The organism is Anaerococcus vaginimassiliensis (genome assembly GCF_900626155.1).
GTDB lineage: Bacteria > Bacillota > Clostridia > Tissierellales > Peptoniphilaceae > Anaerococcus > Anaerococcus vaginimassiliensis.
Window position 1 is genome coordinate 895,705 of the sequence record NZ_LR130844.1, and the last position, 13,538, is coordinate 909,242.

The window sequence follows — 13,538 nt, forward strand, 5'->3', positions numbered from 1 at the left end:
CATCGATTATATTTATATTATACCACATATTTATAATTCTAAACATCGTTTGCAATTAATTATCGAAGATTGGTCTTGTAAATTTTGGGTATTATAAATATGGGAGAGCAATATGGATATTATAACTTGTAAGATCAATACAGATCTTGATGAAATTAAAAATTTTAATAAAGAAGTTATAGACTTATCGAAAAAAAGGTACGATGACGATGATCTAATCTTTAAACTAAGACTTATCTTGGATGAACTTATTGTAAATTCCTATAAGCATGGCAACCAGAAGATTTACGATAAGAAGATTGATTGTCTAGTCTTACTTGACAGCTCTTATCTTTATGTAAAAATAAAGGATGAAGGTTGTGGGATAAGTAGTGATAGACATAGGGATCCCTTTGCTGAAAATGGCAGGGGTATTATGCTAGTTGAGGCTATATCTGATAAGTTAATTATTAATGATAATACTGTTGCTGCCCTAATTTTTAACAAATAAATTGCAAATTTCTTATTTGTTTAGATAAGTAAATGCAAGTTTATATATAAATATAACAAAAAATTTGCGAATAATTGTATTAAACATCCGAAAAAGGATGTTTTTTTATCGTTTAATATTGATAAGATATTAACATGGGATATAATATAGTGGTAGATTTGTTAGAAGGAAAGAGGTTTTATGAAAAGAAACGATGTAAGAAATGTAGCGATTATTGCTCACGTAGATCATGGAAAGACAACACTCGTTGATGGACTACTCAAGACAAGTGGTTTGTTTAGGGATAACCAAGAGGTTAAAGAAAGGGTAATGGACTCTAACTCTATTGAAAAAGAGAGAGGAATTACAATTCTTTCCAAGAATACTGCGGTTTATTATAAAGATACTAAGATTAATATTATAGATACTCCAGGCCACGCCGATTTTGGTGGAGAGGTTGAGAGAGTTTTAAACATGGCAGAGTCAGTTGTCCTTGTTGTAGATAGTCACGAAGGACCAATGCCACAAACTAAGTTTGTACTAAAGAAGGCAATCGAGCTTGGTCTACCTGCTATAATTTGTATAAATAAGGTAGATAGACCTGACCAAAGGATAGATGAGGTTGAGGATGAAATCCTAGATTTATTTATCTCTCTTGATGCTGATGAGTCCTATCTCGAAAGTCCTTTTGTTTACGCATCAGCTAAACTTGGTTGGGCATCTAGTGAAAAGGGTGTCGAGAAAAACGACATGACTGACCTACTAGATACAATTATAGACTACACTCCAGCCTTTGAGTCAGATGAAGATGCTCCATTTAAGGTATTAGTTTCTACAACAGACTACAACGAATACCTTGGTAGAATTGCCATAGGTAAGGTTGAATCTGGTGTTATTAGAAAAAATGATAATGCTATTATTACAAACTATAACAATGAGGGCAGGAGATTAAAATCAAAGATTGTTACTATCTATGAATTTGACGGATTGGATAGAAAAGAAGTAGAAGAATCTAAGTTTGGTTCAATAGTTGCCCTATCAGGTATGGAAGATATCAACATCGGGGATACTATAGGTACAGAAGAAGATAGTGAACCAATCGAATTTACTAAAATCTCTGAGCCAACCCTATCAATGACATTTTCCGTAAATGACTCACCATTTGCAGGTCGTGATGGAAAATATGTAACAAGCAGACACCTAAGAGATAGACTAATGAAGGAAAAAGAAACAGATGTTTCCCTTAGAGTTGAAACTACAGATACAACTGAGGCATTTAAGGTATCAGGCCGTGGAGAACTCCACCTATCTGTTCTTATAGAAAATCTTAGACGTGAAGGTTATGAGTTCCAAGTATCAAAACCAGAAGTTATGTTTAAGGAAAATGAAGCTGGCAAAAAGACTGAACCAATGGAGATTGCAACTATAGATGTAGACCAAGAATATTCTGGATCTGTTATAGAAAAACTCGGTAGAAGAAAGGGCGAGATGATTGATATGAAACCATCAAGCTCAGGATACAACAGACTTGTCTTTAGAATTCCTGCCAGAGGATTAATAGGCTATAGGACAGAGTTTATGACTGACACCAAGGGAACAGGTATCCTAAACTCAGAGTTTGAAGGATACGACCTATACAAGGGAGATATGGATCATAGAAGCGTTGGATCACTTATAGCTAGTGAAACAGGAATAGCCACAGCCTACGGACTAAACTCAGCTCAAACAAGAGGACTCCTATTTATAGAACCAAGTGATGAAGTCTACGAAGGTCTAGTAGTAGGAATGAATGCCAAGGGTCTTGATATAGATGTAAATGTCTGCAAGAAGAAAAAGTTAACCAACACTCGTGCAAGCGGTAGCGATGATGCAATCATGCTAACCCCTGCAAAGAAAATGTCAGTTGAAGAAATGATGGAATTCGTTGAAGAAGACGAGCTAATAGAGATTACACCAAACAACCTAAGAATCAGAAAGAGAATCCTAGATTCAGGACTAAGATATAAATCAAAGAAAAATAAGTAGAGGTTTGTATGATTAAAACTAGCGAAAGAAACCTAAGTTTCACCCTAGCTGTGATGAGCCTTTTAGTATTTATCCTAACAATAGTTGGGGTATTTACTGAAAGCGCCATGTTATCTATCTTGTGGAATGTAGTTTTTGTAATATGTTGGGTTTTGATGTTGGTATTTGCCCTTGTAGTTTTGTTTGACAAAAACGCCTACAAGTTCTCAATCTTTGCGGCAGTTATAACAGGTATTGCCTTCTTGGCTCTAGCCATCCACGCTTTGATGATTTTATCAAAGTTTATCCCACAATTGCCAGACAGACTCATAGTACCAAACATGTTTTTAGTAGAATATAACCAGCTAATCTTCTACACAGCCCTAATAATAGTCTACTTTGTCCACTTTATAAACTTTTATAAACTAAACCCTGCTAGGGGTAAAAACGATTTATCGGATAAAGGAAAGGCAAAAGTAAAGAAAGAAAAGAAGAAAAAAGACATAAGCGAAGAAGATAGGGCCATCCTAAATTCTCACCTAGTAGATGACGAAAAATCACTATTTGAAACAGACAACGACTAAAAAATATAAATAGATTGGAGGAAAAATGACTAAGCAAAATATATCACTATCAGTAATCAAGAGATTGCCGAAATATTACAGGTACCTAGAAAGCATCAACGACAAGGGAATAATCAGAGTTTCATCAAAAGAACTTTCAGAAATCACAGGACTAACTGCAAGCCAAATTAGACAAGATTTAAACCACTTTGGTTGTTTTGGTCAACAAGGCTACGGTTACAATGTTTCTGAACTTATAAGTGAGCTTTCAAAAATAATCGGCGTTGACAAGAAATACTCCATGGTTCTAATCGGTTATGGTAATATTGGACATGCCCTTTACAAGTACAGATCATTTAGGGACTTAGGCTATGAGTTTAAGAGTGTATTTGACAAAGATCCTGACCTTGTATCTGAAAAGATCGACGGCGAAGTTGAAGTAAAAAACATAGACGATTTGGAAGATTATCTAAAGGAAGAAAAAATAGACATAGGAATCATTGCAACTCCTAAGGAAGTATCCCAAGATATATGCGATAAGCTTTGCGAAGGCGGAGTTAAGGGAATATGGAACTTCTCTCCAGTAGATTTAAAGGTTAAAAATGGAGTGGTAATAGAATCTGTCCACCTAGATGAGTCCCTCTTTACCCTAACTTACTTTATGAACTCGCCTGAGGACTTTATATTTTAGATGAATTTACTTACAGCATCAAATCTCGCGAAGTCCTATCCCCTAAAGGATATATTTGAAAATGTAAGCTTTAAGATTGAAAAGGGCGAGAAGGCAGGTCTAATAGGAGCAAATGGAGCAGGAAAAACAACTCTATTTAATATTTTAACAGGAGAGCTTCATCCTGATAGTGGAGATATTTACATAGCAGGTGATGTAAAGGTCGGCTATCTCAAGCAGATTCTAAGTCTTGATACAGATATGACCATCTATGAATTCATCCTAGGTGTCTTTGACGAAATGATCATGCTTGAAAAAGAAATGAGAGAGCTTGAGCTAAAAATGGCAGAAGAAACTGACCCAGACAAGCTTGATAGTATCATGCACACCTATGCTTTAAAATCAGAAGAGTTTTCTAGTAAAAATGGTTACGCTATCAAAAGCGAAATCGAGGGAACTCTCACTGCTATGGGTTTTGAGAAAAAAGATTTTGATAAAAATATCTCCGAGCTTTCTGGTGGACAAAAGGCGAGGGTAGAGCTTTGCCACCTTCTATTAGAAAAGCCAGATTTAATCTTACTAGATGAGCCGACCAACCACCTTGATATTGGGGCAATCAGATTTCTTGAAAATTTCATCAAAAACTACAAGGGATCTGTGATAGTTATCTCCCACGATAGGTATTTTTTGGATAATACAGTAAATAAAATCCTAATGATGGAAAATGGGAAACTAAGCACATACAACGGCAACTACACTTCCTTTATGACTCAAAGGAAAAAAGACCTAGAGGTTAGAATCCACCAATACAAATCCCAACAAAAAGAAATCGAACGCCAAGAAGAAATCATAGACAGACTAAAAAACCTCGGTGGATCTAAGAGAAAAAGAGGTATCTCCCAATCAAGATCTAGGCAAAAGCTCTTAGACAAAATGGTAAAAATAGATAAGCCAGTAGAGCTTAGAGATACCATGAGCCTTAAGTTTACCCCAAGAATCCAATCTGGAGTGGATGTACTTAAAGTAAGAGATTTAAGTAAATCTTTCGGCTATGATGAGATATTTAAGGGGATAAGTCTTGATTTATATAGACAAGAAAGATGTGCCATTATCGGAGAAAATGGAGTTGGCAAGACTACTTTGTTTAGGATAATCATGGGAGAGGAAAATAAGGATAGTGGAGAAGTTAGGATTGGATCATCTGTAAATATTGGATATTTTGACCAAGAGCAAAAGTCCTTAGACCTTGACAATACGATGTTTGAGGAGATATCTAAGGCCTATCCTATGCTAACTAACTTTGAGATAAGATCTTACCTTGCCAAGTTTATGTTCTATGAAGATGATGTAAATAGACTTGTAGGTGAGCTTTCCGGAGGAGAAAGAGCGAGGATTTCTCTACTTAAACTTATGATATCAGATACTAACTTTATCCTAATGGATGAGCCAACCAACCACCTAGATATTGACTCTAAGGAAATTCTAGAAGATGCTATCCTTGACTATGAGGGAACAGTCCTAATCATAAGCCACGATAGGTATTTTCTAAACAAGATTGCCACCAAGATATACGATATGAAAAAAGACGGCATGGACGAATACCTTGGCAACTACTCATATTATGAGGAAAAACTTAGGGAAAATTCCTTAGAAGATGTAAAGGAATCAACTCAAACCAAAACTCAAATCAAAAAGCAAAGACAAAAAGAAAATATCAAAAGAAGTGAGATCAAAAAAATCAAGGCAGAGATTAGAGATATAGAAAATAAGATGGAAGAAATCGACCTTGAAATTGAAAGACTAACTAATGAAAGTCTCGCCGAAGGTTTCTATGATGACCAGGACAGGGTCCAAGAAACATTCGCTAAAATTAAACAACTAGAAGAAAAAAAGGACAAGCTAGACCAAGATTGGCTAGAATTATCTCTAGAAATTGAATAAAAAGATTAAAGCACCTATTATGGGGTATCCATATACTAAAGGAGGGCTTATGGGAACATTTAAAAGAATAATATTTTCCCTGATGACTGTAGTATTAATCCTCTTGGGTGCTATTTTTGTATCAGTAGGACTTATAAGAGTCGATGTGCTATATGACATCCTCTACTATTTACAAAATCCAAACGTAAGAATTGGAATTATGATTGTGGGGGCGGTTTTACTTCTCTTTGCGATTATTACTCTAATCGATTTAATTGTAAGCTCCAATGCTGATTACGAATATCTCGAAAAAGACGAAACTGGATCTGTCCTTGTAAAAAGAACTTCTCTTGAAAATAGTCTAAGAGAAGCTGTAAGAAGCCAAGGAGCAAATCCAGTACGCCAAGATGTGAAGATACTTCAAGATGGAGAAAAGATTAAAGCAAAAGCTAAGGTCGAAGTCGATAAGGACACTGACCTAAACATTCTTTCTGAAAACCTAAAAAGAGAAATCAAAAAGAGCTTGGGTTATCTTACAGGGATAACTGATACTGACGTAAGCTTGTATTTCCAAAAGAAAGAAGAAAGCTTTGAGGAAAGATAAGAGGTAGTAGATGGATAAGATTAATAAGGAAAATCAAACAGGTTTTACTGTCTATGACCTAGAGATGAGAAGGATGGATAGGGAAGAAGAAGAAAAGAGAAAAAGACAACTTTTCTATAGAGAAAATAAAGGAAAGCTAATTGCTTTGGCACTTTCTCTACTAACCTTGTTTTGCCTCTTTAACTTTGGGTTCTTCAGGACAATTGGAATCTGGATTGTGATGGTTGTTGGCTACTCTATCGGAGCATACTTTGATAGGGATGTAAAATATATTAACTTTTTAAGAAGATTATTTAGGTAAAGGAGATAATTATGACAGAAAACAAAGAAAGAATTGACCAAGTAAACGACGGAAGAGAACTAGAATACGAAGAAAGCAAACTTATAATCGAAGATAAGGTTGTTGCCAAAATTGCAAGAATCGCAATCAATAGCGTAGACGGAATCCTTGAAATGAAAGGAAATATCGCAGATTCAATCGGATCTTTCTTCTCAAACTCAAATGAACAATCTACAGCTGGTGTAAATGTAGAAGTAGGAGAAAAAGAAGCAAAAATCAACCTAGATGTAATCATCGAATATGGTAAAAACGCTACAAGAATCTTCTCTGATATCAAAAAAGCAGTTGTAGGAAACGTAAAAGAAATGACAGGTCTTGACGTAGTAACAGTAAACGTTGATGTAGTTGACGTTATGACAAGAACTGAATACGAAGAAAGAAAAAGAAAAGCAAGTGATAAGGAAGAAGAAAGAGTAAACAACAGATACTAGAAATATCTGGGATAGTTTTTAATCCTATCATTTAGCTAAGCCTGCGGAAACGCAGGCTTTTAATTGGAGAAAATATGAGAAAAAGAGAGAAATTTCTCGATGAGAAAAACAAAAACATACTAAAAGTCACCATAATAAGTATTTTGGTATTCTTCGCCTTTTGGTATAAGAAAGATGTATCGGCAGGTTTTGTAAGAACATATGCTGTCATTAGACCAGTTTTATATGGACTAGTTATAGCCTTTATCATCAACCTACCAATGAACTTTTTTGAAAATAAAGTCTTTGGCAGATTTATAGATAGGTCTAAGCACAAACACCTAGCTTCTGCCCTTTCCCTAATCCTTTCATGGATAGTATTTTTCGGGATAATTACTATAATTATGACAGTTTTCATTCCAGAACTTGTAAATGCCATAAGCTCTTTGGTTGAAAACATCCCAATCTTTATGGATAAGCTAATAGAATACCTTAACAATCAAAGGTTATTTAAGGAAGTAAGTGCAGAAATTATAGCAAGGCTTAACAAACTAGATGTAGAAAACCTAACTAAGGAAATTACTGCCTTTTTAAATGGCAAAAACATAGGTATTTGGAATAAGACATCAAATATTCTTAGTTCTGTTTCATCTTGGCTAATCGCTGTAATCATGGGATTTGTCTTTTCCCTCTATGTATCGGCTAACAAGAAAGAGCTTCAGACTAATGCTAACAAGATCCTTCTAGCAAACTTTAGGGAAGATAAGGTAAATCACATAAACTATGTGGCAAAACTTTCCTATGATTCCTTCTCAAAGTTTCTAGAAACAAAACTACTTAGCTGTCTGTCTTTAGGTCTAATTTGTTTTATAGGCATGAAAATCCTAAAACTTCCTATGGCAGGTATGATATCAATCCTAGTTGGTGCTTTTGATATAATCCCATACTTTGGACCGATAATTGCAACTGGTGTCGGTATGATTCTAATCTTTATCCAATCACCAGCTCAGTCTTTGATTTTCCTAATATTTGTCCTAAGTATCCAACAAGTCCAAGAGAATATTATCTATCCACTTGTTATAGGAAAGCACCAAGGCTTGCCAGCTATTTGGATATTCCTATCAGTGTTTTTGGGAGCAGGTCTATTTGGTATAGCAGGAATGATAATGTCAATGCCTGTTGCAACTATCCTTTACACCCTAATCCAAGATAACACCAAGAGAAAGCTAAAGATGAAGGAAATAGACCAAAGTAAGGTAGACGAACTAAACCAAAAGTCCTACGAGACAATGCGTGAAGAAAGAATGAACATGGAATACTAAAAAAAGCTCCGATTTGGAGCTTAGAGCATAGAGAAAATCCAAAAACGCTTATCCAACTACAGAAATTTAGAAATTCTAAATCTCATAATCCTGTAAATCGCAAACTCGCCAATGCTCAAACAGTGCGATTTACGGACGTATTATTTCGATTTGAATTTCTTAAAATTTCTTCCGAATGGAACGCTTCTTTTGGATTTTTTCACTTTGTCAACAACGAAAGCTCCTACTTGGGGCTTTTTTCTTGTTTGCTTTTAAATATAAGTGTATGATATAAAAAATTATTAAGGGAGAAAATTATGAAAAATAAAAAAAGCTACCAAGTTCTAAGTGCAGCTCAGCTAAAATACCTAGCCTTTATTTCCATGTTCATAGACCATGTTAATAATGGACTGATAACACCTTTACTAGATGGAAGAGGATCGCTTTTAGTATTATCAAATATTTTTTCTATTCTAGGAAGGATTGCCTTTACTATCTTTATATTTTTTATAGTAGAAGGATATTTTAAAACGAAAAATAGGCTCAAATACCTAATAAGGCTCCTTATATTTGGAATCATCTCAGAAGTACCCTTTGATATGTTTACCTCAAAGGTCTACTATAATCCAAATTGGAACAATATGATCTTTACCCTAGCCTTGTGTTTACTTACAGTTTGGCTAGTTGATTATCTCAAAGGAAAAATCACAAATAAAATTATCTGGTATTTGTTGTCTTTTGTGATAGTAATAGGAATGTCTTTTTTAGCGATGGCACTAAGTCTTGATTATGACTACCACGCCATTGTCCTAGCCTATATATTTTATATCTTCTATGATAGGCTTATCCTTGGAGCAATCTTGGGATATTTATCTATAATAAAAGAAGTCTATTCCTTCTTGGGATTTGGACTAGTAACCCTATACAATGGCAAGGAAGGAAACCAATATAGATGGCTAAACTACGCCTTTTATCCAGCACATCTCTTAGTGCTTGGACTATTGAGGTTTTATTTTAACTTGTAGAATGTCAAAAGAGGGTAAATATTTAATGAGAGCTAAGGAGGAAATATGAAAGATAAAAATGAGATTAGAGAGGCTATTGCAGCTTGTGACGATGTTTTAAATAATATAGACAGAGCCTTGGCTGAATTGTCTAGTGCGTCAAATTGGTCATTATTGGATATGTTTGGTGGCGAGTTTTTCTCAAGTTTTATGAAAAGATCAAAGATAAATAAGGCAAATAGAAATATAAGTGCCTTAAAACTAAGTCTAAACCGTTTGAGAAAAGAACTATCTGATGTTGATATAGACCTACCTTTGGAGATTTCAAACAGTTTAGCTGACAATTTCTGGGATGTGTATTTTGATAATATCTTTACCGACCTTAGGGTTAGGTCAGAGCTTAAGACAAAAACAAAAGAGCTAAGAGATCTTAGAGATAAGATAACTTATATTAAAGGTCGATTAAAAAGAGAAATCTAATTCTTATATGATAAAAGGCTAAAGTTTATTAAAACTTTGTTGATAACTTGACCCTTAAAGCATATAATTTAGTTTATAATCAATTTTAGGAGGAATTATGTCAAAAGCGAAATCTAAACAAGAAATTCGTGAAAAGACTGGCGAGAACAAGGTATTTGGAACGCTTCAAAAGCTTGGCCAAACATTCATGTTGCCAATATCACTTTTGCCTATAGCTGGTCTTTTGCTTGGAATTGGATCTTCTTTTACCAATCCAAGTGTAATAGAAATGTATAATTTAGGAAATGTTTTATACGAAGGTGGAACCTTGTATGGAATACTTTCAGTCCTTGCAAGTGCAGGAAATATAGTATTTAGCCATTTGGGACTATTATTTGGTATTTCTGTAGCAAGTGGACTTGCCAAAAGAGAAAAGGGAGTAGCAGCTCTTTCTGCAATCATAGGCTATTTTGTAATGTATGCCTCAATGACTGCAGCTTTAAATCAATTTAGAGATATAGAAAGCCTAAAACAAACTCAAGGGCTTATCACATCTTACCTAGGTTTTGATAACACAATGAACCTTGGGGTTATGGGTGGAATTATCCTAGGTCTTGTTGTGGCAAACCTACACAACAAATACAATATGATAGAGCTACCTGAGGCTATATCATTCTTTGCAGGTACTCACTTTATTCCAATAATTTCATCACTCGCTGGTATTATTATTGGAATAATCATGACCTTTGTATGGCCTCTAATATCTGCAGGATTTTCATCAATCGGTCAAGTTATTTCAGGAATGGGTATATTTGGTATATTCCTTTATGTATATATCTATCGTGCCCTTATTCCATTTGGACTTCATCACGTTTTCTACCTTCCATTCTGGCAAACAGCTATAGGTGGAACTGCAGTAGTTAACGGACAAACAGTAGTTGGTGCACAAAACATAGTATTTGCCCAACTTGCAGCAGGCGTTCCAATAGATGCTCACGCAGCAGCACACTTTTCATATATGTTCCCAGTAATGCTATTTGGTATACCAGCAGCATGTAAGGCAATGTATGAATCATGTGATCCATCAAGGAAAAAGGACATGAAAGGTTTCTACACCTCATCAGCCCTAACATCCTTTATGACAGGAATCACAGAACCAATAGAATTCCCTATGCTATTTGCATCTCCAGTTTTATACTACGGAGTTCACTGTGTTCTATTTGGAATATCAGGTGTCCTAGCCTACCTATTAGGATCAGGAGTTGCACTAACATTTTCAGGTGGTGTAATTGACTTTATCCTTTACGGAGTTCTACCAGGAAATGCCATAACAAGATGGGTACCACTTCTAATCATGGGACTAGTATTTGGAGTAGTATATTACTTTATCTTCAAATTTGGTATCAAGAAATTTAACTGGAACGTACCAGGTCGTGACGCAATAGCAGCTGACGATGATAAAATCTCACAAAACGCTGACTACAGCAAGCTAAACGACAAAGAAAAAAGAGCCTACAAAATCGTAGCAGGCCTAGGTGGAGCAGACAACCTAGACGACGTAACAAACTGTGCAACAAGACTAAGAGTAAAAGTAAAAGACGGTAGCAAGGTAGACAAAGACCTACTATCAACAACAGGATCTTCAGGAACAGTAGTTCAAGGAAATAACGTCCAAGTCGTATACGGAACAACAGTACCAAACGTCAAAGCATCCGTAGAAGACTTAATCGACAGAGGCCTTGCCCCAAAAGCAGCTGATTTATCTAACGAATCCAAACTAGCAGATGAAAAAGTAGTAGAAGAAAATATAGATGAACCAAAAGTTAAAGAAAATAAAACTGCTGAAGGTAAAATTAAAACTTACGCTCCAGCAGACGGAAGGGTAGTAGAGTTAGAAGAAGTAAGCGATCCAGTATTTAGTGGCAAACTAATGGGAGACGGATACGCTCTAAGACCAACAGCTAAAGACATCTACGCTCCAGTAGCAGGAGAAGTGGTAATGGTAGCAAACACCAACCACGCCATAGGAATTAAAACCGAAGAAGGCCTAGAAGTTCTAGTCCACATGGGAATAGATACAGTAGCCCTAGAAGGACAAGGATTCGATATATCAGTAAAAGAAGGCGACAAAATAACAAAAGATAGCCATATAGCTGTAATGGACCTAGACTATATCAAAGAAAACGGCAAACAAACAGATATAATGGTAATAGTAACCAACAGCGAAAACATCGAAGGTATTCTACTAAACGAAACAAGAGATGTAAAAGCAGGCGAAGAAGTTGGCGAAATAGAAATAAAATAAAAGAAAAACAAAAAGCCCTAGCAAGGGCTTTTTTGCTTGGGGAAATGGCAATCCGCCAAACCTGTCATCCTGAGCCAGGGCGTAAGCCTTGGCGTGAGGATCTCCAGTTTGTGATTCGAGTTTTCCTTAACTGTGGAGTATATACTCTAGATTCCTCGTCGCTCCTTTAAGTCGCTCTGTCGGAATGACACTTCCAAACAGTCATCCTGAGGAATGGAAGCTGGTATAATGATTTCAAACAAATTCCTTAATGACAAAGGAGAGAGATTATGCCAAAAGACTTAAGAAGAACATTTGACCCAGAATTCAAAATAAACGTAGTAGAAATGCATTTAAAGGCAAACAAAAGTATAAGAGAACTATGTGAAATATATGATCTAGATAGGCAAACAATCCATAGATGGAAAAACCAATATCTAGAAAAAGGAAAGCAATCATTCACAAATAAAAATGTAATAAATGAAAAAGAACTAGTAAAACTTAGAAAACAACTAGACGATCTTAGAATGGAAAATGAAATATTAAAAAAAGCCAACGCATACTTTGCTCAAAAGAAAGAGAAAAGATAGACTTTGCCCTAGAAAAACTAAAAGAATATCCCGTAAGCAAAGTATGCAAAACATTAGAAATAAAGAAGACAAACTATTACTACAGGAAAAAACACCCATTAAACAAAAACTTTCGTAAAGAAGAAAAGAAAAATGTAGAAAAAGCATTCTACGAAAACTTTGGAACTTACGGAAGACGAAGACTTAGAATATACCTAAAAAACCATGGTATAAAAATGTCTGAAAACAAAATAAGCAAGATACTAAAAGAGTTAAAATTAGAAGCAAGATATAAGAGAAACAAAATTAAAAACATTCACACAAGCAACAACACAAAAGAATATAGAGCAGAAAACAAACTAAACCACCTAAGCAAAAATGAAAGAGACCAAGAAATATGGTCAATAGACTTCACAGAAGAAAAAATAGCAAACAAAAAAATATACATATGTGTAACAATATCAATAAACACAAGAATGATAGTAGGCTACACAATAAGCAAGAAAAATAACAGCCAAGTAGCAATAGAAACAATAGAAAAAGCCATAAACAAATACGGCATACCAACAATGATATCATCAGACAGAGGCAGTCCATTCGTAAGCAAAACATACCATGACACTTTAAAAGAATACAAAATAATCCAAAGTATGTCACGCCCAAGAAAAGCAGTAGACAATAGATATATAGAGACACTATTTAACAGCATGAAAACAGAAATAGGAAAAACAGACCACTTAAAAATGGACGAATACATCAGAATAGTAGAATATTGGATATACTATTACAACACCCAAAGACTCCATAGTTCAATAGGATATATAACTCCCTTATCCAAATATGTAAAAACCCAATATAGTGAAGAAGAAAAATATGACCAAATAAAGAAAATCCTCACTGAGAGTGAGTTTGTTGAACTAAACTCAAAGTGAGGTAATAAA

General features: G+C 35.1%; 14 protein-coding genes. All 14 read left to right on the forward strand.

Going from position 1 to position 13,538, the window contains the following annotated elements; translation table 11 throughout:
• Nucleotides 1-112: 112 nt before the first annotated feature.
• Complete coding sequence (locus E0D87_RS04510; protein ID WP_130819513.1) at nucleotides 113-490, forward strand: ATP-binding protein; 378 nt, start codon at nucleotides 113-115, stop codon at nucleotides 488-490.
• 180 nt (nucleotides 491-670) lie between these two features.
• Nucleotides 671-2,494: a translational GTPase TypA gene (gene typA, locus E0D87_RS04515; RefSeq protein WP_130819514.1), complete on the forward strand. Its 1,824-nt coding sequence runs from the start codon at nucleotides 671-673 to the stop codon at nucleotides 2,492-2,494.
• Between the two features lie 8 nt (nucleotides 2,495-2,502).
• Nucleotides 2,503-3,057, forward strand: a complete 555-nt coding sequence (locus E0D87_RS04520; protein WP_130819515.1) for an AC76 family protein — start codon at nucleotides 2,503-2,505, stop codon at nucleotides 3,055-3,057.
• Nucleotides 3,058-3,082: 25 nt separating this feature from the next.
• Nucleotides 3,083-3,727 (forward strand): redox-sensing transcriptional repressor Rex, encoded by a 645-nt coding sequence (locus E0D87_RS04525; protein ID WP_130819516.1) that lies wholly within the window; start codon nucleotides 3,083-3,085, stop codon nucleotides 3,725-3,727.
• Nucleotides 3,728-5,647 carry a ribosomal protection-like ABC-F family protein gene (abc-f, locus tag E0D87_RS04530; RefSeq protein ID WP_130819517.1) on the forward strand — a complete coding sequence of 640 codons (1,920 nt, stop codon included), beginning with the start codon at nucleotides 3,728-3,730 and terminating at the stop codon, nucleotides 5,645-5,647.
• 49 nt (nucleotides 5,648-5,696) lie between these two features.
• Nucleotides 5,697-6,230, forward strand: a complete 534-nt coding sequence (gene amaP, locus E0D87_RS04535) for an alkaline shock response membrane anchor protein AmaP (RefSeq protein ID WP_130819518.1) — start codon at nucleotides 5,697-5,699, stop codon at nucleotides 6,228-6,230.
• Nucleotides 6,231-6,240: 10 nt separating this feature from the next.
• Nucleotides 6,241-6,531 (forward strand): DUF2273 domain-containing protein, encoded by a 291-nt coding sequence (locus E0D87_RS04540; RefSeq protein WP_004833843.1) that lies wholly within the window; start codon nucleotides 6,241-6,243, stop codon nucleotides 6,529-6,531.
• Nucleotides 6,532-6,542: 11 nt separating this feature from the next.
• The gene (locus tag E0D87_RS04545; protein WP_130819519.1) at nucleotides 6,543-7,001 is read left to right on the forward strand and encodes an Asp23/Gls24 family envelope stress response protein; all 459 of its coding nucleotides are present in this window, start codon (nucleotides 6,543-6,545) and stop codon (nucleotides 6,999-7,001) included.
• A 74-nt stretch (nucleotides 7,002-7,075) separates the two neighbouring features.
• Nucleotides 7,076-8,302 carry an AI-2E family transporter gene (locus E0D87_RS04550; RefSeq protein WP_130819520.1) on the forward strand — a complete coding sequence of 409 codons (1,227 nt, stop codon included), beginning with the start codon at nucleotides 7,076-7,078 and terminating at the stop codon, nucleotides 8,300-8,302.
• Between the two features lie 296 nt (nucleotides 8,303-8,598).
• Entirely contained in the window at nucleotides 8,599-9,306 is a 708-nt protein-coding gene (locus E0D87_RS04555; RefSeq protein ID WP_130819521.1) for a TraX family protein, read from the forward strand.
• Nucleotides 9,307-9,351: 45 nt separating this feature from the next.
• Complete coding sequence (locus E0D87_RS04560) at nucleotides 9,352-9,765, forward strand: hypothetical protein (protein WP_130819522.1); 414 nt, start codon at nucleotides 9,352-9,354, stop codon at nucleotides 9,763-9,765.
• 97 nt (nucleotides 9,766-9,862) lie between these two features.
• A complete protein-coding gene (locus E0D87_RS04565) occupies nucleotides 9,863-12,049 on the forward strand; it encodes a PTS sugar transporter subunit IIABC (protein WP_130819523.1) in 2,187 nt (728 codons plus the stop codon).
• 269 nt (nucleotides 12,050-12,318) lie between these two features.
• The gene (locus E0D87_RS04570) at nucleotides 12,319-12,618 is read left to right on the forward strand and encodes a transposase (RefSeq protein WP_130819524.1); all 300 of its coding nucleotides are present in this window, start codon (nucleotides 12,319-12,321) and stop codon (nucleotides 12,616-12,618) included.
• The gene (locus E0D87_RS04575) at nucleotides 12,615-13,529 is read left to right on the forward strand and encodes an IS3 family transposase (RefSeq protein ID WP_242618469.1); all 915 of its coding nucleotides are present in this window, start codon (nucleotides 12,615-12,617) and stop codon (nucleotides 13,527-13,529) included. Before E0D87_RS04570 ends, E0D87_RS04575 begins: the two co-directional genes overlap by 4 nt.
• Nucleotides 13,530-13,538: the final 9 nt, after the last annotated feature.

Coding starts and splice junctions, on each gene's coding strand:
- E0D87_RS04540 (WP_004833843.1), top strand. CDS start 6,241: ATGGATAAGATTAATAAGGAAAATCAAACAGGTTTTACTGTCTATGAC.
- E0D87_RS04555 (WP_130819521.1), top strand. CDS start 8,599: ATGAAAAATAAAAAAAGCTACCAAGTTCTAAGTGCAGCTCAGCTAAAA.
- E0D87_RS04525 (WP_130819516.1), top strand. CDS start 3,083: ATGACTAAGCAAAATATATCACTATCAGTAATCAAGAGATTGCCGAAA.
- abc-f (WP_130819517.1), top strand. CDS start 3,728: ATGAATTTACTTACAGCATCAAATCTCGCGAAGTCCTATCCCCTAAAG.
- amaP (WP_130819518.1), top strand. CDS start 5,697: ATGGGAACATTTAAAAGAATAATATTTTCCCTGATGACTGTAGTATTA.
- E0D87_RS04570 (WP_130819524.1), top strand. CDS start 12,319: ATGCCAAAAGACTTAAGAAGAACATTTGACCCAGAATTCAAAATAAAC.
- typA (WP_130819514.1), top strand. CDS start 671: ATGAAAAGAAACGATGTAAGAAATGTAGCGATTATTGCTCACGTAGAT.
- E0D87_RS04510 (WP_130819513.1), top strand. CDS start 113: ATGGATATTATAACTTGTAAGATCAATACAGATCTTGATGAAATTAAA.
- E0D87_RS04560 (WP_130819522.1), top strand. CDS start 9,352: ATGAAAGATAAAAATGAGATTAGAGAGGCTATTGCAGCTTGTGACGAT.
- E0D87_RS04565 (WP_130819523.1), top strand. CDS start 9,863: ATGTCAAAAGCGAAATCTAAACAAGAAATTCGTGAAAAGACTGGCGAG.
- E0D87_RS04550 (WP_130819520.1), top strand. CDS start 7,076: ATGAGAAAAAGAGAGAAATTTCTCGATGAGAAAAACAAAAACATACTA.
- E0D87_RS04545 (WP_130819519.1), top strand. CDS start 6,543: ATGACAGAAAACAAAGAAAGAATTGACCAAGTAAACGACGGAAGAGAA.
- E0D87_RS04520 (WP_130819515.1), top strand. CDS start 2,503: ATGATTAAAACTAGCGAAAGAAACCTAAGTTTCACCCTAGCTGTGATG.